Source organism: Flavobacterium cryoconiti (assembly GCF_048158645.1).
In the GTDB taxonomy this organism is placed as follows: domain Bacteria; phylum Bacteroidota; class Bacteroidia; order Flavobacteriales; family Flavobacteriaceae; genus Flavobacterium; species Flavobacterium cryoconiti.
The window spans coordinates 159,791-178,854 of record NZ_JBLNKW010000008.1 but is presented as its reverse complement, the minus strand read 5'-3'; the positions used below and the strand labels follow the sequence as shown (position 1 = coordinate 178,854).

General features: G+C 32.9%; 20 protein-coding genes and 1 tRNA gene. 8 read left to right on the top strand and 13 right to left on the bottom strand.

All coding sequences use genetic code 11. The features are described from left to right. The first annotated feature begins 104 nt into the window (after positions 1-104). The gene (locus ACM55H_RS12965; RefSeq protein WP_416836884.1) at positions 105-1,832 is read left to right on the top strand and encodes a sodium:solute symporter family transporter; all 1,728 of its coding nucleotides are present in this window, start codon (positions 105-107) and stop codon (positions 1,830-1,832) included. Between the two features lie 66 nt (positions 1,833-1,898). On the opposite strand, the gene ACM55H_RS12960 is transcribed toward ACM55H_RS12965, so the two are convergent. The 5 genes from ACM55H_RS12960 to ACM55H_RS12940 are packed head-to-tail and all read right to left on the bottom strand — an operon-like array spanning position 1,899 to position 5,524. Further along, entirely contained in the window at positions 1,899-2,744 is an 846-nt protein-coding gene (locus ACM55H_RS12960; RefSeq protein ID WP_416836883.1) for a DUF2911 domain-containing protein, read from the bottom strand. A 50-nt stretch (positions 2,745-2,794) separates the two neighbouring features. Next, positions 2,795-3,469, bottom strand: coding sequence for an HAD family hydrolase (locus ACM55H_RS12955; protein WP_416836882.1), 675 nt, complete (start codon positions 3,467-3,469; stop codon positions 2,795-2,797). A gap of 54 nt (positions 3,470-3,523) precedes the next feature. Beyond that, entirely contained in the window at positions 3,524-4,240 is a 717-nt protein-coding gene (locus ACM55H_RS12950; protein WP_416836881.1) for a tRNA threonylcarbamoyladenosine dehydratase, read from the bottom strand. 25 nt (positions 4,241-4,265) lie between these two features. Continuing rightward, entirely contained in the window at positions 4,266-4,922 is a 657-nt protein-coding gene (locus ACM55H_RS12945) for a TatD family hydrolase (protein ID WP_416836880.1), read from the bottom strand. Beyond that, positions 4,922-5,524: a DUF1684 domain-containing protein gene (locus tag ACM55H_RS12940; protein WP_416836879.1), complete on the bottom strand. Its 603-nt coding sequence runs from the start codon at positions 5,522-5,524 to the stop codon at positions 4,922-4,924. Before ACM55H_RS12940 ends, ACM55H_RS12945 begins: the two co-directional genes overlap by 1 nt. Positions 5,525-5,620: 96 nt before the next feature. On the opposite strand from ACM55H_RS12940, the gene ACM55H_RS12935 reads away from it, so the two are divergent. The 4 genes from ACM55H_RS12935 (at position 5,621) to ACM55H_RS12920 (ending at position 9,637) form a co-directional block, all read left to right on the top strand. Next, the gene (locus ACM55H_RS12935; protein ID WP_416836878.1) at positions 5,621-6,838 is read left to right on the top strand and encodes an MFS transporter; all 1,218 of its coding nucleotides are present in this window, start codon (positions 5,621-5,623) and stop codon (positions 6,836-6,838) included. Positions 6,839-7,136: 298 nt separating this feature from the next. Next, entirely contained in the window at positions 7,137-7,511 is a 375-nt protein-coding gene (locus ACM55H_RS12930) for a BlaI/MecI/CopY family transcriptional regulator (RefSeq protein WP_416836877.1), read from the top strand. Between the two features lie 71 nt (positions 7,512-7,582). Beyond that, the gene (locus tag ACM55H_RS12925) at positions 7,583-9,418 is read left to right on the top strand and encodes a M56 family metallopeptidase (RefSeq protein ID WP_416836876.1); all 1,836 of its coding nucleotides are present in this window, start codon (positions 7,583-7,585) and stop codon (positions 9,416-9,418) included. Positions 9,419-9,496: 78 nt separating this feature from the next. Further along, positions 9,497-9,637 carry an SsrA-binding protein gene (locus tag ACM55H_RS12920; protein WP_416836875.1) on the top strand — a complete coding sequence of 47 codons (141 nt, stop codon included), beginning with the start codon at positions 9,497-9,499 and terminating at the stop codon, positions 9,635-9,637. Here ACM55H_RS12920 and ACM55H_RS12915 read toward each other — a convergent pair. After that, entirely contained in the window at positions 9,634-10,146 is a 513-nt protein-coding gene (locus ACM55H_RS12915) for an adenine phosphoribosyltransferase (RefSeq protein ID WP_416836874.1), read from the bottom strand. The two genes, ACM55H_RS12920 and ACM55H_RS12915, sit on opposite strands and share 4 nt — an antisense overlap. 102 nt (positions 10,147-10,248) lie before the next feature. Here ACM55H_RS12915 and ACM55H_RS12910 point away from each other — a divergent pair. After that, a tRNA-Arg gene (locus ACM55H_RS12910) sits at positions 10,249-10,322 on the top strand. Positions 10,323-10,438: 116 nt separating this feature from the next. Here the strand turns inward: ACM55H_RS12910 and ACM55H_RS12905 are convergent. After that, the gene (locus ACM55H_RS12905) at positions 10,439-11,467 is read right to left on the bottom strand and encodes a rod shape-determining protein (protein ID WP_416836873.1); all 1,029 of its coding nucleotides are present in this window, start codon (positions 11,465-11,467) and stop codon (positions 10,439-10,441) included. Positions 11,468-11,979: 512 nt separating this feature from the next. Here ACM55H_RS12905 and ACM55H_RS12900 point away from each other — a divergent pair. Together ACM55H_RS12900 and ACM55H_RS12895 are read left to right on the top strand one after the other, a co-directional pair. Beyond that, positions 11,980-12,414: a DUF6526 family protein gene (locus tag ACM55H_RS12900; RefSeq protein WP_416836872.1), complete on the top strand. Its 435-nt coding sequence runs from the start codon at positions 11,980-11,982 to the stop codon at positions 12,412-12,414. A gap of 103 nt (positions 12,415-12,517) precedes the next feature. Then, positions 12,518-13,087, top strand: coding sequence for a pentapeptide repeat-containing protein (locus tag ACM55H_RS12895; protein ID WP_416836871.1), 570 nt, complete (start codon positions 12,518-12,520; stop codon positions 13,085-13,087). 4 nt (positions 13,088-13,091) lie between these two features. Here ACM55H_RS12895 and ACM55H_RS12890 read toward each other — a convergent pair whose 3' ends face one another. The 6 genes from ACM55H_RS12890 to ACM55H_RS12865 form a co-directional block, all read right to left on the bottom strand. Next, complete coding sequence (locus ACM55H_RS12890; RefSeq protein WP_416836870.1) at positions 13,092-13,772, bottom strand: ABC transporter ATP-binding protein; 681 nt, start codon at positions 13,770-13,772, stop codon at positions 13,092-13,094. 2 nt (positions 13,773-13,774) lie between these two features. Further along, the gene (locus ACM55H_RS12885) at positions 13,775-15,031 is read right to left on the bottom strand and encodes an ABC transporter permease (RefSeq protein WP_416836869.1); all 1,257 of its coding nucleotides are present in this window, start codon (positions 15,029-15,031) and stop codon (positions 13,775-13,777) included. Beyond that, complete coding sequence (locus ACM55H_RS12880) at positions 15,031-16,125, bottom strand: efflux RND transporter periplasmic adaptor subunit (protein ID WP_416836868.1); 1,095 nt, start codon at positions 16,123-16,125, stop codon at positions 15,031-15,033. The genes ACM55H_RS12885 and ACM55H_RS12880 overlap by 1 nt, the downstream gene beginning before the upstream one ends. A gap of 139 nt (positions 16,126-16,264) precedes the next feature. Further along, the gene (locus ACM55H_RS12875) at positions 16,265-16,762 is read right to left on the bottom strand and encodes a GNAT family N-acetyltransferase (RefSeq protein ID WP_416836867.1); all 498 of its coding nucleotides are present in this window, start codon (positions 16,760-16,762) and stop codon (positions 16,265-16,267) included. A gap of 19 nt (positions 16,763-16,781) precedes the next feature. Then, positions 16,782-18,578 (bottom strand): ATP-binding protein, encoded by a 1,797-nt coding sequence (locus tag ACM55H_RS12870; protein WP_416836866.1) that lies wholly within the window; start codon positions 18,576-18,578, stop codon positions 16,782-16,784. 10 nt (positions 18,579-18,588) lie between these two features. After that, positions 18,589-19,041, bottom strand: a complete 453-nt coding sequence (locus ACM55H_RS12865; RefSeq protein WP_416836865.1) for a response regulator — start codon at positions 19,039-19,041, stop codon at positions 18,589-18,591. Positions 19,042-19,064 lie beyond the last annotated feature (23 nt).

Genomic DNA, 19,064 nt, shown 5'->3' with positions numbered 1-19,064 from the left:
CAAAAAAAATAAAAACTTGGAAAAAAAACTATACATGGGTTCTCGTAGCCAATGTTATCTATATTTTGATTTTTTATCTAATAATGGAAATATACTCTTAAACTATGCAACTATTTGATTGGATTGTACTTATAGTCACTTTACTATTTATTGTAATTTATGGCGCTTGGAAAACAAAAGGGAGTAAAAATGTAGAAGACTTTATTCTGGGCGGTAATGAAACGCCTTGGTATGTGGTTGGTCTTTCGGTAATGGCTACACAAGCCAGCGCGATTACTTTTCTTTCAACACCAGGGCAAGCGTATCATGACGGAATGGGATTTGTACAGTTCTACTTTGGATTGCCTATTGCCATGGTGGTTATTTGTGTCACATTTATCCCAATATACCACAAATACAAAGTCTATACTGCTTATGAATACCTCGAAAAACGATTTGATTTAAAAACCCGCTCGCTTGCCGCAATACTTTTCTTATTTCAAAGAGGTTTGGGAACTGGTTTAACCATTTATGCACCAGCTATCATTTTGTCCGCAATATTGGGTTGGAACCTTACCATAATGAATATTATTATTGGTTTATTGGTAATCATATATACCTTTTCTGGTGGGACGAAAGCTGTAAACGTAACTCAAAAACAGCAAATGTTTGTGATTATGTCCGGAATGTTAATCACCTTTTTTCTGATTTTACATTATTTGCCAAATGATATGACTTTTAGTAATGCTATGCATATTGCTGGTGCAAATGATAAAATGAATATTGTTAGTTTTTCAACTGATCCTGAGGAAAAATACACATTTTGGAGTGGAATAACTGGAGGTTTTTTCTTGGCATTAGCCTATTTTGGTACCGATCAATCTCAGGTAGGACGTTATTTATCAGGAAAATCAGTTCGAGAAAGCCAAATGGGATTAATTATGAACGGGTTATTAAAAGTACCCATGCAATTTTTTATTTTGCTTACCGGAGTTATGGTTTTTGTTTTTTTCCAATTCAATCCAGTCCCTTTGAATTTTAATCCAAACAATAAAATAATTGTTGAGAAATCCCAATACAAAGGCGAATATCATGTTTTAGAAAAAAAACTGGATGCACTATCCGAAGATAAAAAAGTGATTAATTTATTGTATATCGATCAGCTGAATCAAGATTATGATAACCCGATTCTTCGAAAAGAATTAGTAGCCTTATCTAATAAAGAAAAAGATTTGAGAGACCGCGCCAAAGAAATTATCCTAAAAGCTGATATTCATAGTGAAACCAACGATAAAGATTATGTGTTTTTTCATTTTATCCTTAATTATTTACCCAAAGGACTTATTGGTTTATTACTTGCCGTGATTATTTCCGCAGCCATGTCATCTAATGCTTCCGGACTGAATGCATTAGCATCGACTACAGCAATAGACATTTACAAACGCAATCTAAAGGAAGAAAAATCAGAAAAGCATTATCTCAATGCCACGAAGTTTTTCACACTGGTTTGGGGAATTATTGCTATTCTTTTTGCTTGTATTGGAACATTATTCGAAAATTTAATTCAATTGGTAAATATCATTGGTTCCATATTTTACGGCACCGTTTTAGGGATTTTCTTGGTTGGTTTTTATATCAAACAAGTTCATGCCAAAGCCATTTTTAGTAGTGCAATTTTTAGTCAATTAACCATTTTTATAATCTATTATTTCGCTATTTATATTTACCCAAGTGGTGAAGAAAAACTGGGGTATTTATGGCTTAACTTCATTGGTGCAATGTTAACAATTGTGATTTCTTTGCTCTTACAATGGACCATTTTCAGAAAGCAAAAAGAATTAATTATTAATTAATTCAAATAAAAAAATCCCGTCTTGAAATAATCAAGACGGGATTTTTTTATTAAAGAAAGTGAAAATCTATTTTTTACTCCACTCTGCTATGCTTTCCTTATTCATTTTTACATAATCTTGATTTTTAGCAACTTCTGCTGCAGCTAATGATAATTTAGCTGTTTCAATAGCTCCTTTTTTATCCCCTTGTTTGGCTTGAATCAAGGATTTTAAACGGTAATAATAGAATGGTTTATCTTGATTCATATCTAAAGCTTTATCAACATAAGTTCTTGCTTTTGCAATATCACCATTGGATTGAAATAAAAATTGTGCTGCAGAAAAATAATCTCCGGCTGTTGGACCCGCTAATGCTTTTTCTATGTTAGCAGTAGCCGTTTTTTGAGTAGGAACTTCAAATTTTAAAGCCGCATAAGAATTCTCCCAATACAATTCTAAAAAAGCAAAATTATTATCTAAATTACTTATTCCTAAAGTGAATGTTTCTACCTTTTTGGATAACGTTTCTGGTTTAACAGTAGCTTTAAGGACCACATTAGCCTCGTTCCATTCCGCTGGATTTCCCCAATTATCAGTAGTTTTATAAAAAATTATATCCCAACTTTCAATTTTAGGATTAGTATACAAAGCATATTTTCCTTTTTTCAAAGTCTTGCCATCAATAATCACATCATCACTAAATGATATCGTTGTATTTTCATTTGCTCCGGTTCTCCATACTTTCCCAAAAGGAACCAAATCACCAAAAACTGCTCTTCCTCTGGCACTCGGTCTTGAATAATTAATTTCTACATCTGTCAAACCTACTGTTTGGCTGATTGTAGCTCTTGGACTGGCTTGTGGCGTTTTCACTTGAGCCTCAATCGTAAAATTTGCAATAATAATAGCAAATGCAATTAGAATATTTTTCATAGTATTGGTTTTATGTTTTCCAAATTTACAAATTCAGGTATTCTTAAATGTTAATTATTCCTTAATTTGGAATCAATGTTTTTTACTTCATCAAAACCTAATTCATTGAAATGATTGATTACTACATCAGCTTCCGATAAATCTTGATCTTTTGAATGAATACTATTGTAACCAACACAAAAAATACCCGCAGCTTTTGAAGCTTTAATTCCGTTAGTGCTGTCTTCAATCACGATGCAGTTTTCTTTTGGAGCAATCGATAAACTAGCAGCATGCTCAAAAATGGCAGGATGTGGTTTTGATTTTGGAAAGTCTTCTCCACTCACAACATGGGTGAAATATTCATGTAGCTTAAAGCGGCGAAAAACACGCTCGATAGTTACTTTCGAAGCTGAGGAAGCTAAAATTAATTGGATTCCGTTTTCGTGTAATTCTTTGATTAATTTTTCAACACCTTCTAATAACTCTAAATCTTCTTTGCTATCAAAAGCATCATTGAAAATAGATCTTTTTCTCAAAATTAAATCTTCAACATCATGCTCCAAGTGGAATTTTTCTTTCAATTTCTGAAATATATTTCGAGTGGAATTTCCTGTAAATGATGTATACAAGTCTTCCGTGACAGCAATGTTCAATTCATCAAATTGTTTGAAATAAGCATAACGGTGTACTGGTTCTGTATCGACAATTACACCATCCATGTCGAAAATTACTGTTTGTATCATTTTTTTTTAGTTTTTTTTAAATCTGCTTTCTGTTATCTGCTACCTGAAAACTAACTACTCTTTTTTAAGTAAATACCGAATCACGGTTTCCGCAGCATATAATCCAAATAATCCTGGCATATAACTGTTCGTTCCGTAAAACGATTTTTTAAAATTAGAACCGTCGGTCATTTTTAAACTGGACTCATCTTGAATCTCAGAAGAAAAGACCACTTTCAATTTATCAATTTTCACTTCTTTCAATCGTCTTCTGATTGTTTTTGCAAAGAAACAATTCACGGTATTTGTAATATCCGTCACTTTTACTTTAGAAGCTTCCATTTTACCGCCAGCACCCATACTGCTGATGATTTTTACTCTTTTTCTTTTGGCTGCAATAATCAGATTCAGTTTTGGAGTCACACTGTCAATACAATCCAATACATAATCAAATTCCTCCGAAACAATTTCGAAAGCGCGCTCTGGCGAAAGAAACTCCTGCACGCGGGTCAATTTCAATTCTGGATTAATATCCATTAATCGGTCACCAACAACCGTAACTTTTGGTTGTCCCACAGAAGAATGCAAAGCTGGCAATTGTCTGTTTATATTGGTAATATCAACTACATCACCATCTACAATTGTCATTTTCCCCACTCCTGCTCTCGCCAAAAATTCGGCTGCAAAGGAGCCCACACCACCAAGTCCTACGACTAGTACATTTGCATTTTGTAATTTATTTAAACCTTCTTTTTTAAATAAAAGTTCGGCTCTTTCTGTCCACTCTGCCATAATAAAAGTTTATTCGTTAATTTGGTTATCTGTTTATTTGTTTAAAAATAGTATTAAAATTACTATTCACTATTTCCTGAATTTCTTCTACCGAAATTCCTTTGTATTTTGCTGCCAAAGCATAAACGGTTGCCAAACTTTCTTCCGCAGTATCCGTTTCCAAGAAAAATCGATCATTGGGCATGCTTTTAAAAACCGTTTTCAGCTCGGGATTTAGCAATAAATATTTTCCAAACGAAATATAAAATCCATTTTCCAATAACTGTTTCGCTAACTGTTCACTTTTGGAAAACCCATGAATTAGTATTGGAACAGTAATATTTAATTTTTTTGTAATCTCAATCAATTCCTGAAAAGCGGCAACACAATGAATCACTACTGGTTTCTTATATTTCTGTGCCAAAAGCAACTGTTTTTCGAAAACCAATTGTTGCAATTCCATTGGAACTTCAATTCGTTTGTCCAGTCCGCATTCTCCAATAGCAAGGCAACCTGGTTCTTCCAATTGGCGCTCGATTATCGCAAAATCAGATTCAAGACGCTCTTCAACAATAAACCAGGGATGAACTCCAATAGAATAAAATGGAATCGCAGCATCAAATTCCCATGGATATTGATTGACTAATTCCAATAATCCAGGTTCATTGGTGAATTTATGGGTATGCAAATTAAAGAACTCCATTAGTCATGAAATTTTTTAACACCAGCTTTTATTTCGATATTCAAATCGTTTTCTAAAGGTACTTTTGGACAGGAATATTTATGACTATAAGCGCAATACGGATTGTAAGAAGTATTAAAATCGATTACAATTGTATCCCCTTTTGGGATTCTCAAATCAATATATTTTCCACCTATATAACTTTCATTCCCCGAAGTCAAATCAGAAAAGGGCAAAAACAAATAGTCTTTATAGGATGCTTTTTTCGAAAGTTCAATATTCCTGTACACATTCAATTTTAATTCTTTTCCATCAAGCGTAAAAAAGACTTCTCCATATTTCACATACAAAGGTTTTCTGTCCGTCGAGGTTTTCATCTCAAATGGTTTTTCTTTTTTTGTTCTTACAAATTTAGCAATCACAAAAAACTTTTCATTAGCCGGGTAAAAATCTAACGCTTTAAATACTGCCAAATCTTCGGTTGTCAAAGGACTCGTTTTAACATCCGCATATTCTGTATTTAAATCCTTTTGAAATTTGGCAACAGCCGAAACATCAAATTTTTCTTGGCCAAAGCCAAAATTAAACTGCGCTAAAAAAACCAAAGCGAATAGTGTTCTCATTTTTATAATTTTAAGCAAAAATAGTTTAAAAGTTACAATGCTACAAAGACGCATCGCTACAAAGTTTTCTACCTTTACAAAATTATAACTTTATATATGCTCCAAACCGCTTTCCAACGCTACATTAACAATTTTAGAGGATTCACAAGAGAAGTATGGATTCTTACTTTGATAACTTTTATCAATCGCGCTGGGACGATGGTTTTGCCTTTTCTATCTAAATATTTGAAAGAAGATTTACAGTTCTCCTACGCACAAGTAGGATGGATTATGGTCGCTTTTGGTTTTGGATCCATGTTAGGTTCCTGGCTGGGTGGCAAATTATCTGATAAAATTGGGTTTTATAAAATCATGGTTTTCAGTTTATTTACCAGTGGAATCTTATTATTCTTAGTCCAATACATCCGTACTTTTTGGGGATTGTGTATTGGAATGTTTGTTATTATGACCGTGGCCGATATGTTTCGCCCCGCCATGTTCGTTTCCCTTGGCACGTATGCCAAACCAGAAAATCGTACCAGAGCATTGACTTTAGTACGACTAGCGGTAAATTTAGGGTTTACTGCCGGACCCGCTTTAGGAGGTTTAATCATCATGAATTTGGGATATAGCGGACTTTTTTGGGTAGATGGAAGCTCTTGTATTGTTTCCATTTTGATTTTTGCATTATTGGTAAAAGAACGCAAAAAACCCGCTGATTTAAACACTATTAATAGTGAAACCGAAATACCTGCTTCAGTTTTTAAAGACAAAATATTTTGGATATTCCTGTTTGTATGTTTTGCCACAGCTATGTTATTTTTCCAACTTTTCACCACTTTACCCTTGTACCACAATGAGAAATTTGGACTTACGGAATTTCAAAGTGGACTTTTATTATCCCTGAACGGATTATTAATTTTCTTTTTGGAAATGCCCATTGTCAGTTTCAGCCAAAGAAAAGGCATTGAAAAACTCAAAATTATCCTTTGGGGCTGCGTACTCATGTCTATTAGTTTTTATCTGCTTTTGATCAACACTTGGGCGGGAATATTAGTAATCAGTATCATTATAATCACTTTTGGGGAAATGTTCATCTTTCCTTTCTCCAATTCTTTTGCACTAAGTCGGGCTCCAAAAGGGCATGAAGGACGTTACATGGCGTTGTTTACCATGAGTTTTAGTTTAGCGCATATTGCGAGTTCCAAGACTGGACTGGAACTCATAGCCCATTTTGGTTACCAGACTAATTGGTTTTTCATGGGCAGCTTAGGCGTTCTTTCCGTTTTAGGTTGTGTTTGGCTGCAAAAACTCGTTCAAATAGAACATAAATAATCCTATTTTAATACTTTGGGCGTGACCGCCTTGATAAAAGGGGCAAACTAACTAGATGGTTAAACTGCCCCTTTTATCAAGGCGGTCGGGCTATACGCGCTACTTTGGTAGCTAGCTTTTATCCCTCACGCAAACTCATTTTCAAAACAATTCCCCTGAAAATCAGTGATTTTATCTTTCCAAAAGAACTTGATAAACAAGTCAAAATAATTTAAAAACTAAAAAATTAGTTAAATAACTATATTTATAGTTGTGTAACTAAAAATATAGTTGTACGTTTGATTCAAATAAAAAAATCATGCAAAAGTTAACCAATAAAGAAGAAGAAATCATGCACATTATATGGAGGCTCAAAAAAGCTTTTGTAAAAGAAGTCATGGCCGAAATTACTGAAGAACAACCTCATTACAACACGCTATCCACTATTGTGCGTAATCTGGAAGAAAAAGGGTTTGTTTCTCATAATGCTTTTGGGAATACCCATCAATACTACCCTATCGTTAGTTTAGAAGAATATAGAAAACGTTTTATGAATACGGCAATCGACAATTACTTTAATAGCTCGTATAAAAACATGGTTTCCTTTTTTGCTAAAGAAGAGAAAATTTCTGCTGCCGAATTACGGGAGATTCTAACCATGATTGAGAATCAAGAAGAAGAAGAAAAGAAATAATTCTTTATTAAGAGCCGTTTGTAGCAGCCAAAAAAAAGTAATAAACTAGAATAAAATATAATACATAGCGTATGGAAGCACTGTTTATTTATCTCATCAAATCCAGCGGATTAATCGTCCTATTTTATTTAGCCTATTTTTTAATGCTGCGAAAAGAAACCTTTTTCAACAGTAATCGTTGGTTTTTATTGGCTGGATTAATCACTTCAGTTCTTTTACCATTTGTTTTTATCACAAAAATAATCTGGGTAGAACCGGCTGCAACTCCTATAAATTGGTCAAATATGCCCATGACGAATTATACGGAAGAAAAAACATTTGAAGATTATTTACCAATAATTACAACTCTTGCTTACGGAATTGGAACATTGCTTTTACTAGGCAAATTTGCCTTTGATTTTTATAGTTTGAATGCTGTTCTAAAAGGAAAATCCATTCAGCAACAAGCTGATTTTAAATTTATAGATACTAAAGAAAATGTAGCTCCATTTTCCTATTTCAATACCATCGTTTACAATTCGGCTTTATACACCGCTTCCGAATTAGAAAATATTTTGGAGCATGAAAAAGTACACAGCGAACAAAATCATACCATTGATGTATTGATTTCGAGATTGTTTTGTATTGTATTTTGGTTCAATCCATTCATTTGGTGGTACAAAAAAGCAATTTTACAAAACCTTGAATTCATTGCAGACAGTGAAGCCACAAAGAAAATATCCGACAAAAAAGCCTATCAAATCACGCTTTTAAAAATAACAACATACGAAAATTGTGTTGCCATCACCAATCATTTTTATCAATCATTAATCAAAAAACGAATCGTTATGTTAAACAAAAATCAATCAAAAAAATGGAATTCCTGGAAGTATGCTTTAGTGCTTCCATTATTAGTCGCGTTTGTATTCTTATTCCAAATCAAAACCATTGCGCAGGAAAAAACAAATGAGAATGTGTCAAAAAGTGCACGGGATGTCGTGACAACGATTAACAAGAATTTTTCAGATGAAGAATTAAAAAAGAAAGCCGAATTTTTCAAAAAAGAATTTAATTGCGATTTAATATTCTCTGAAATAGAGCGTAATTCAAGTAGTGAAATCACAGGAATAACAGTAAATTACAATGGAAATTTATATGGTAATGGTACTTACAAACAACATAGCTCGAATGCAATCAAAGATATTTATATCAAGCATGAAGGAGGAAAAATTGATATCACTGATGCTGAAATTGATGCGAAAATTAAAAATGACAGAATAGCCTCATCATCAGATAAAACGCTTTCTATTGACAAAGAAATTTTCATTAATGGAGAAAAAGTAAGTCAAAATGATATGGATAAATTAGATCCTAATGAAATTGAACGCATGGATGTAAATAAAAAAAATAACCAACAAGAAATCAGAATAGTTACAAAAAAATTCCACAAAACAATTACTGAAAATGACATTTATATCAATGGCGAAAAAGCAGATAAAAATGAATTGTTACAATTAGACCAAAATACAATTGACAAAATGGATGTCAATAAAAAAGAAAAAACAATTAGAATCACTACTAAAACTAATACTCAAACTTTCAATGATACCAATATTCCAGCTCCGCCAACACCTCCAAAATTTCCTGACGGACCAATGCCTGTAGCTCCTCCTATTGATATGTCAAAACTACCTGCACCACCTGCTCATCCATCGAATATGAAAGATAAAAAAGCAATGGCTGAATTTGAGAAAAAAATGAAAGAATTCGAAAAAAAGATGGAATCTTTCGAGCCAGACATGAGTGCTTATGAAAAAGAAGTGGAAGAAGTAATGGCTAAACGCGAACAAATATTTGAAAAAGAAATGGCTAAATACGAAGATGCCATGGAAAAGTACAGAGATGCCATGGAAAAACGTAATAATTAATTTTATCTTTCTGAAAATCATTAAAAAGACGGTCACTCATCAAGACCGTCTTTTTTATATCTTTGAAAAAAATCATCTATGTTTAAAATCTTAGCCCAAATCAATAAAGTCATTCTTCCAAGTTTCACCAAACAGCGATTAGATTTGGCTAAAGCCAAGAAATGGCAAATGGCAATTATTGGGTATCGATATTATGTAACAACCCGCGCTTTGGATTAATACGTAATCGCTGCAAAAATGGCATTCCCTTTAATTTTTGCTCTTCCATTAAGAAAAGCCAGTTCCATAAGGAAATTACATTGTACAATTTCACCACCCAATCTTTCTACTAACTCACAAACTGCTTTAGCCGTTCCTCCAGTTGCCAAAACATCATCGTGAATTAGAATCCGATCTCCTTTTTGAATTGCATCGATATGAATTTCTAAAGTATCCGTTCCATATTCTAAATCATAAGTAGCTGAAATGGTTTCGTAAGGCAACTTATTAGGTTTTCGAACCGGAATAAAACCAACATTTAATTCTTGTGCAATAAGCATCCCAAAGAAAAATCCCCGACTCTCCACTCCTATTACCTTGTCAATTTTTTTATCTTTAAGTGTTGAAACCAATATTTCAAGGCATTTATTCCTTGCTTCGGGGTCAATTAGCAAGGGAGTAATGTCTTTAAACAAAATTCCTTCTTTTGGAAAACCCTGAATATCACGTATGTAATTCTTAAGTGGCATATTTTTTTATTTTTTTATAAATTTAGACTTGCAAATTACACAATTATACCTATATTTGCACCCGCAATAAGGCGCTTTAATAAGCCCTTAAATAGCAAAAAAGGCCTTGTGGCGCAACTGAATAGCGCACTTGATTACGGCTCAAGAGGTTACTGGTTTGAATCCAGTCAAGGTCACAAAATTAAAATCCCATTTCTATCGAAATGGGATTTTTTTTGTCTTTTTCAGTATATTCAACAACCTTTTTGTTAGATCAGATGCAAAACCCAATTGTACGGATGCAATAACGAACTTATTTTATCAGTACACTTCTATATTTAGGTATGTTTTTTAAGACAGTACCAGTACCTCTAACCACGGCTCTTAAAGGATCTTCTGCAATAAAGACTGGCAAATCCGTCTTCAACGAAATCCTTTTATCAAGACCGCGTAGCATTGCCCCTCCCCCTGCGAGATACAAACCCGTATTATAAATGTCAGCAGCCAGTTCTGGTGGTGTCAATGAAAGCGTTACCATAATCGCGTCTTCAATTCTCTGTATTGATTTATCCAAAGCTCTTGCAATTTCCCTAAAGGTAATCCTGACCTCCTTAGGTTTCCCCGTAAGCAAATCCCTTCCACGAACCGTTATGTCATCAGGAGCTTCCTCAAGTTCTTCCATTGCAGCACCAACATCAATTTTTATTCTCTCGGCAGAAGCATCTCCAACATACAAATTATGCTGCGTTCTCATATGAAACAATATATCATTGGTAAAAACATCCCCAGCAATTTTTATGGATTTGTCACAAACTATTCCTCCAAGGGCAATAACTGCAATTTCCGTAGTCCCCCCGCCAATATCAACGATGAGATTTCCCTTGGGCTCCATCACATCTAAACCAATTCCAATAGCGGCAGCCATAGGCTCATGAATTAAATACACTTCTTTCCCGTTTACCCGCTCACAAGACTCCTTTACGGCTCTCATTTCTACCTCGGTAATACCACTGGGAATACATACAACCATTCGCAGTGCGGGAGTAAAGAAATTTTTCTTTATTTCAGGTATATTCTTTATAAACCAGCTGATCATTTTCTCTGAGGCATCAAAATCTGCAATAACTCCATCTTTAAGTGGCCGAATTGTTTTAATATTCTCATGTGTCTTACCCTGCATTAAACTGGCCTCTTTACCTACCGCAATAATTTTCCCATTTCTAATATCCCTGGCTACCATAGAAGGACTATCCACTACTATTTTTCCGTCATAAATTATTAAAGTATTTGCCGTCCCTAAATCCATAGCTATTTCCACTATCATAAAATCAAATAAGCCCATAATATAGTTTTGCTTTTAAGAACGTTATTGTTGCTGTTTTATTCTCTATAAAGATGAAAATACCTCGAAGAAGATGGATGAGACCTCCGGCACAAGCACAGAGTGGTGTTACTATTCCGTAAAAAGCTCCTCTGAAGGATGTGTGACAGATGAGGCACTTTTCAACTTGCTCTTTCTTGTCAGAGATAACCTATTTGTACAGAGATTGCGTAAAAAACCTAAACCATTATTGAGTTCTTATTAGATTCACCAAAATTTATTCGTTGCATATGCTTTAGTAATATTCGAATCATAATAATTTACAACATAACATTCCTACTTCAATAGTCAACTCTACTCAATTTTTTAAATCAGCTAAAAAAAGGTTCGAAAATTGTCCCGTCAAGGTCACAATAAACCCTAAACACCTAAAATGTTTAGGATTTTACTTTTATAACCTTTTTACAATGTTGCTTCTACTTTCTTCCAAATAAGTTGTTTTGACTATCTTTAAAAAACTTTAAAAGAAAATCATGGAACCACAATCTTATAAAAATCATGTTCGGTATTATCTGCCTCATCATTTTGTTTATTATCCTATAATAATGATATTTCTGACCTTCAGTGTTTATTTTAGTTGCACCTCCGAAGACAAACTGATTTGGGCTTTTATCAGTGGTATTTTTGTTGTTCTGTTTTGTCTGGCTTTCATGTTGCGCCAACATTATGCATTGACTTTGCAAAACCGAATCGTACGTTTAGAGCTTCGGTACCGCTATTTTTCTATTACAGGAAAAAGATTGGAGGATTTTGAATACCAACTAAATGACGACCAATTGTTTGCCTTGCGATTTGCACCAGATGAAGAACTTCCCGCGCTTATGGAAAGAACGTTGAATGAAAATCTTTCGGGAACAACAATTAAAAAAGGAATTATTAATTGGAAAGGAGATTTCAACAGAGTTTAAAATTTTAAAAATAATTATTCCAAATTCTGAATTGTATAGCTATAGAATTTTGTTTCTTTGTTGCGCAAAATAATCGCCTTAAACTTGAATTTAAACCCCGTAAATGCCAGAATATTTTCTAGATATTGAATACAACAACATCATTTATAGCGAAGAAGAAGTCAATTTTAAGGAATTTGAGTGTTGTACTTTTACGAATTGTAATTTCTCCCAATGTATATTTCTGGCAGTAACCTTTATTGACTGTACCTTCAACGATTGTACTTTTAGTAATGCTAGAATAAATTATGTCGCCTTTAGAACCGTGACTTTCAATCGCTGCGAAATCAAAGAAGTAAATTTTGCCATGTCCGACAAATTAATTTTCGAAATTACTTTTAATGATTGTATTTTGGATTTCTCCAAGTTTTATACCTTAAAAATCAAAGGAACATCCTTTACCAATTGTAGTTTAATTGCAGTAGATTTTATGGCCACAGATTTAACCGAAGTCCTATTTGAAAATTGCGATTTATACCGTTCTGAATTTGCAAAAGCAATTGCTAATAAAGCGAATTTTAAAACAAGTTATAACTACGCTATTGACCCAACCAAGACAAAATTAAAGAAAGCTGTTTTTTCTTTAGAAGGTATAAAAGGATTGCTTTACAAACACGAAATTATTGTTAAATAATTAGTTACGAAATTACTTTCCCATCTTCCATGGTAATGATTCTATTAGTCCGTTCAGCAAAATCAGTATCGTGCGTAACAACCAATAAAGTCTGATTTTGTTCTTGGGTCAATTTATTAAAAATATCAAAAACCAAGTCGCTATTTTTCTTGTCTAAATTTCCTGTAGGCTCATCACCCATAATAATCAGTGGATCATTTATCAAAGCCCTGGCTATAGCCACACGTTGTTTTTGTCCTCCGCTTAATTGATTTGGCATTTTTAAGGCTTGGTCTTCCATGTCCAATGTTTTCAAATGTTTCATCGCTCGATGTTCGATTTCCTGATTGGAATATTTACCCAATTTCATTCCTGGAAGCATGACATTTTTCAAGACATTATATTCCGCAAGCAAATAATGAAACTGAAATACAAAACCTATCTTCTCATTTCGTATTAATGCCAGTTCTTTGTCGGTTTTTCCAGTAACAAGTTCATTATGAATAAATATTTTACCGTCATAATCCGTATCCATCGTAGAAAGCAAATACAACAAGGTCGATTTTCCGCAACCCGATTTTCCCACGATTGAAACAAACTCACCATGATTAATACTCATGTTAATTTCTTTTAAGACCTGAAATTTTACAGGGTCATAAAAATATTTACTCAAACCAACAGCCTCTAAAACTTTATTATTCTCCATCGTTATTTTCCTCTGATTATTTCTACTGGATCAACTTTACTGGCTTTCAAAGCAGGAAAAAGTCCCGCAATTGTAGTGGTAAATAATGCAAAAGTAATTCCGATAACATAAAATAAGGGATTGTAATTTATGGGATAGGTTTTTATTGTGGGTAACGCAGCGGTTTCAAATGGAATTACATCTATAATGGAGGATAAAATATAACCAAATAACAATCCAAATAATCCCCCGGCAAGTCCAATAATAATAGAAAGTGAAACAAAAATCCATTTGACATCATTCCCTGAAAAACCTGTCGCTTTTAGAATTGCTATACTATCCATTTTTTCATAAATCATCATATTTAGGATATTATAAATCCCAAAACCAGCCACAATAAGCAACACAACGCCTACTGCATAGGAAATAATACTCCGTATTGTACTTCCTGTTTCAAACTGTGAATTTGCTGTTTGGTAATCGATGGTATCCAAGTTAAACTTGTCCCTAAACTCTTTTGCAACAGCAGGAGCCGAAGCCATATCAAAAAGTTTAATTTGAATATCAGTAATATAATTTGTGGGTTCTCCTAAGATTTTTTGGGCTGTGGCCAATGACGTATAACTCATCGTATTATCAATTTCAGCAATACCAATTTCAGAGATTCCAACAATTTTCAAAGAGGCCAAATTTCCTTTGGAAGTAGTGATTTTAATAATATCTCCTTTAGAAAGCAACATTTTATCTGCCAATCCTTTTCCTATGATAATACTGTTATTCTGAAGCAAATCAGCTACTTTCCCTTCTATGATATAATCGCTGATTTTAAATAATTTTTCTTCCGGCAAAACATCAATACCGTTAACTATTCCTGAAATTTCAATGGTTCCAGAATTAAAAAAAACTGGAGTTGTAACTTTTGGCGCGACATCAATAATACGTGAATCTTCTTTTAAAACTTTAATAATCGTTTTACCATTGTAAATAGATTTTCCTCTGTCTTTTGGTTTTATAGAATGAATAAAATTGACGTTATTTTTATAATCCTTAGCTAATGAAACAGGTTGATTTTCAGAAGGTTTAATTTCGTTATACAAAAGAACATGAGGAGTTCTATTGAGCATTAATCCATCCAATAAATCATTTAAACCATGCATAAAACTAACCAAAGAAATAAACATGGCGATACCAAAAGTTACTCCAACGGCCGCAACAATAGTTTGTTTTAGTCTGGCTCGAAGCAAATGTAGCGCAATATTTAAAATTAATTTGAAGTTCATTATTTAGGCATATAAATTGTTTCTTCCGCTTTTAATCCTTTTAGAATCTCCACTTTCTGATAATCACTCAAACCTATTTTTACTTCTCGTTTTTCATCTTTATTCACCAAAACATATTTGTTTTGAATTAAATAAGACTTAGGTATCGTGATTGTATTTTTCTTAACCTGAATTATAATATTCGCTTCAGCGGTAAGGTTAGGATATAATTTATCAGGCGGTTTTATAAAATGAGCTTCGATTTTAAAAGTACGGGAACGCTCATCCATGATAGGATAAATTTTATCGACAACTGCGTCAAAAACCTGACCTTTATAACTGTCCATCGTCACCAGCACTTTTTGCCCCAGCGTAACGTGTACCATGTCATTTTCATCTACTTCTAATTCCAATAAAAAAGAATCGGCTTTACCTATGATTGCCAAAGGAGTTTGCGGAGTAATCAAACTTCCTTCTTTCACCAACACATCGAATAATTCCCCTGAAAAGGCACTTTTAACACTAAAATCACTTTGGGACTTTTGATTGATTTTAAGATTAATGCGATTGCGATTTTGGTCGTTTTCTAATTGTGCTTTGAGTTGGCCCAATTGTTTTTTGGCTGATTCATAATTGATTTTAGAACTTTTAAAAGTTAATGCTACTCTTTCAAAATCAACTTCTGAAATTCCACCTTGATTTTTAATGTTCTTGTTCCTGTTATAAATTGATTCGTCTAAAGTTAATTTGTCTTTGGAAGACTCGACTTTCATTTCCATTTCGGAAATTTTATCTTGAATGTAATGGTTACTTTGCTCGCTTAATTGATACGCTAATCGGGCATTTTCAGTATTCAATTCCGCTTTATCACTTTCCAGTTCAAATAATGATTGACCTTTAATTATGGATTGACCTGCAACTACATTTACTTTTTGCAAGGTTCCGTTAACTGTAGAAAAAACGGTATATTGACCATCAGCTTTAATAACACCTGAAGCATAAACACTTTCCGTTACATCACCCAAAGTGGGTTTTGTTTCTTGATTCTCTTTTTTTGAACAGGATAGAATGGCAAAAAGCAATAAATAAAATAATGATATTGATTTAAAACTCATTTAATTTTTTATTTAACATTATAAGTTACTATAAATTCTTTCAATCAAATGTACGATAATATACATTTTAATATTAAATCACAGGTACTTAATTATGTAATAAAAAAGCGTTTTTTGTAAGAGAAAATCCAGCAATAAATTACAAGCCTTTTTGCATAATATAATCTTCCATCAAATAGCCGTTCCCAATTTCGGTATCATATTCATCAACGATTTCAAAACCTATTTTTTGATAAAAAGTAAATGCTTTATTAAATTTATTTACATTTAAGGAAATAGCAACAGAATGATTTTCTTTTGCCAAATTTTCGATGGTATCAATCAATAATTTCCCTGCTCCTTTACCTTGTGCTTCAGGAAGTAAATAAATTTTGTGCAGACGGGTTACATTTTTGTTTAAGTAATTGTGTTCGTATGAAGCAAATCCAAGGCAGACAGCTCCATCAAAAGCCAATAAAAAGAAATGTCCTTTATTAGTCATGTTATCAATCAAAACATCTGATGTATACCATAAATTAAGCATGAAATCGATTTGTTCCTGCGAAAGTATTTCGCCATAAGTATCAGGCCAAGATTTATAAGCAATCTCTTGAATTGTATTTAAGTCTGCAATTGAAGCTTCTTTTATTGTAATCATTGTAATTTATTTATTGAAATTAAAGCAAATCCCCTTTAGGAATAAATACATAGAATGTAGCCCCTACTCCAGGTTCTCCTTTTACTTTTATGAAACCTTTGTGGTTCTCTACAATTCTATTGCAAATAGCCAGACCAAGTCCAGTTCCTGAGTATTTAGGATCCGTTTCTAAACGTTTGAACAAAAGAAATATTTTTTCGGCATACTCCTGTTTGAAACCAATTCCGTTATCTTCTACGACAATTTTATAATAATCCGCTGCATTCGCAATTTTATAATCTATTACTTCTTTTTCAGTAATTTCTTTAGAAACGATACTTATTTGAGGCGGTACATCGTCTTTACTGTATTTAAGAGAATTGGAAATTAAGTTTATAAAAAGTTGTTTCATCTGAAACGGTATTACTTTAATTGAAGGTAAATTTCCCGTTTGAATAGTAGCTTTTTTCTCTTCAATAGTAGAGGATAAATCTTGAAGCGTTTCATCTACCACTTTGTTTAAATCTGTTTCTACAAAAACCTTATCTCCTTTTATTGTTCTGGAATAATCGACTAAATCTATTAATAAGGTCTGCATTCTATTAGCCGCAACCCGAATTTTAGAAAAATATTCTTTTCCTTGTTGGGTTAGCAAATCCAATTCTTTTTCTTCTAACCTGGAAATAAACATTTGAATCTTACGAAGCGGTTCCTGCAAATCATGACTCACTATATTGTTGAAAGCTTCAAGTTCTTTATTGATATATTTAAGCTCTTTATTATTTTCCTCTAATTCAAGTGTTTTTTTGTATTGGTTTGTAATGTCACAATTCACACCTATTTTAATTAAATTTCCATTTCCATCATTAGTAAAACTCCCTACACCCAAAATATATTTAACATCTCCATTTGGAGTTAAAAATCTAAATATCATCGAAGTAGACTGGTGATTAATCAAAGAATCTTTATGCACTTTCGTTACATAATCTAAATCATCCGGATGAATATATTTAATTGTATTTTTTATATTGGGTTCAAAAGCATTGGGTTCAACCCCCATAAGACGAAACAAATTATCTGAAAAAGTATACGTATTTGTTTCCAGATTAACCATCCAATGCCCAAAACCAGCAGTCATTTCAGCAGTATTATAGGACTCGTTAAGCAGTTTTAATTTATCATTTGCTTTTTTGAGTTCATCAATATCCACATTCATTTTATTGAATGATAACAACAATATTAAAAGAGAAAGGAGAACTAGTAAAAAAGCAGTTATTATAGAGTCACGCAATTCAAATTGATGGCTGTCATTTTGAAATTTTGTTTTTGCACTTTCTGAAAATATTATTTTAGTGACAAAAGATTTCATCATGTCAGTAACTTCACTACTTTCAAGCAACTTAGCGTTTAAGTATAATGGACCTGAATTTTTACTTTTAGCAATAATTAATGTTTGTCGGAACAGCTTAAATCTATAATCAATGATTTTTTTAAGTCGTTCAATATCCTTATTTCTGGCAGGATTCTTCGAAGTCAACTTTTTTAAATTCTCTAAGTTTTCTTCAATTTTACCTCTGCTCAAAAACCGGTTTGCTATATACGATTCATCTTTTGTGATAATATAACTTCGCAAACTCGTTTCGTAACTACTGATTACCGATAAAAGTTTTTCTAGCTCAAGTTGAGTCTCATTTGAATTTGCAATTAACTCAACCGTTGAGTCAAGATTTTTCATTTGGGAATAAAACACTGAGGCTATATAGCAAACCACAACAATTGCAATAGCTAAAGCTATTTTAAACACTTGAGCGTTTTTATATAGTCCTAGAATTTTCATTTACCCTCTTTTATATGCTGAAGAAAAAAGTTTCTATATTTAAACCTGAGGTATGAAATTGCCAATTCATATTTACCACTTCCTTAATTACTTTTTTCAACATTGAAAAATCGTTTGGCTTTTTGATATAAATATTAGCGCCCTCTATAAATGTATCTTCAATATCTTTTTCTGATGAAGAAGTAGAATATATGGCAATAGAAACATCTTTAAAACGAATATTTGCTCTTATTTCTTTCAAACAGTCTATACCTGTTTTTCCTGGCATATTTAAATCAAGAAATAAAACATGGGGCAACCTAATATCAGGATGTACTAAATAATCCATTAGATCCTTACCATCTTTAAATAGAGTCAACTTATTATTCATTTTAAGCTCCTGTATAGCTTCACTAAAAAATGCACGATCATCTTCGTCATCGTCAGCTAAAAGAATATGCATTGAATCTTGGTGTGAAATCATAAAATATCGGGGGTTATTTTCTG

Bases quoted from the DNA above. Each gene is read 5' to 3' on its own strand.
- ACM55H_RS12880 (WP_416836868.1), bottom strand. From the start codon at position 16,125: ATGAGTTTTAAATCAATATCATTATTTTATTTATTGCTTTTTGCCATT.
- ACM55H_RS12950 (WP_416836881.1), bottom strand. From the start codon at position 4,240: ATGGCAGAGTGGACAGAAAGAGCCGAACTTTTATTTAAAAAAGAAGGT.
- ACM55H_RS12870 (WP_416836866.1), bottom strand. From the start codon at position 18,578: ATGAAAATTCTAGGACTATATAAAAACGCTCAAGTGTTTAAAATAGCT.
- ACM55H_RS12875 (WP_416836867.1), bottom strand. From the start codon at position 16,762: ATGATTACAATAAAAGAAGCTTCAATTGCAGACTTAAATACAATTCAA.
- ACM55H_RS12965 (WP_416836884.1), top strand. From the start codon at position 105: ATGCAACTATTTGATTGGATTGTACTTATAGTCACTTTACTATTTATT.
- ACM55H_RS12940 (WP_416836879.1), bottom strand. From the start codon at position 5,524: ATGAGAACACTATTCGCTTTGGTTTTTTTAGCGCAGTTTAATTTTGGC.
- ACM55H_RS12900 (WP_416836872.1), top strand. From the start codon at position 11,980: ATGGAACCACAATCTTATAAAAATCATGTTCGGTATTATCTGCCTCAT.
- ACM55H_RS12945 (WP_416836880.1), bottom strand. From the start codon at position 4,922: ATGGAGTTCTTTAATTTGCATACCCATAAATTCACCAATGAACCTGGA.
- ACM55H_RS12915 (WP_416836874.1), bottom strand. From the start codon at position 10,146: ATGCCACTTAAGAATTACATACGTGATATTCAGGGTTTTCCAAAAGAA.
- ACM55H_RS12865 (WP_416836865.1), bottom strand. From the start codon at position 19,041: ATGATTTCACACCAAGATTCAATGCATATTCTTTTAGCTGACGATGAC.
- ACM55H_RS12960 (WP_416836883.1), bottom strand. From the start codon at position 2,744: ATGAAAAATATTCTAATTGCATTTGCTATTATTATTGCAAATTTTACG.
- ACM55H_RS12905 (WP_416836873.1), bottom strand. From the start codon at position 11,467: ATGGGCTTATTTGATTTTATGATAGTGGAAATAGCTATGGATTTAGGG.
- ACM55H_RS12935 (WP_416836878.1), top strand. From the start codon at position 5,621: ATGCTCCAAACCGCTTTCCAACGCTACATTAACAATTTTAGAGGATTC.
- ACM55H_RS12925 (WP_416836876.1), top strand. From the start codon at position 7,583: ATGGAAGCACTGTTTATTTATCTCATCAAATCCAGCGGATTAATCGTC.
- ACM55H_RS12895 (WP_416836871.1), top strand. From the start codon at position 12,518: ATGCCAGAATATTTTCTAGATATTGAATACAACAACATCATTTATAGC.
- ACM55H_RS12890 (WP_416836870.1), bottom strand. From the start codon at position 13,772: ATGGAGAATAATAAAGTTTTAGAGGCTGTTGGTTTGAGTAAATATTTT.
- ACM55H_RS12920 (WP_416836875.1), top strand. From the start codon at position 9,497: ATGTTTAAAATCTTAGCCCAAATCAATAAAGTCATTCTTCCAAGTTTC.
- ACM55H_RS12955 (WP_416836882.1), bottom strand. From the start codon at position 3,469: ATGATACAAACAGTAATTTTCGACATGGATGGTGTAATTGTCGATACA.
- ACM55H_RS12930 (WP_416836877.1), top strand. From the start codon at position 7,137: ATGCAAAAGTTAACCAATAAAGAAGAAGAAATCATGCACATTATATGG.
- ACM55H_RS12885 (WP_416836869.1), bottom strand. From the start codon at position 15,031: ATGAACTTCAAATTAATTTTAAATATTGCGCTACATTTGCTTCGAGCC.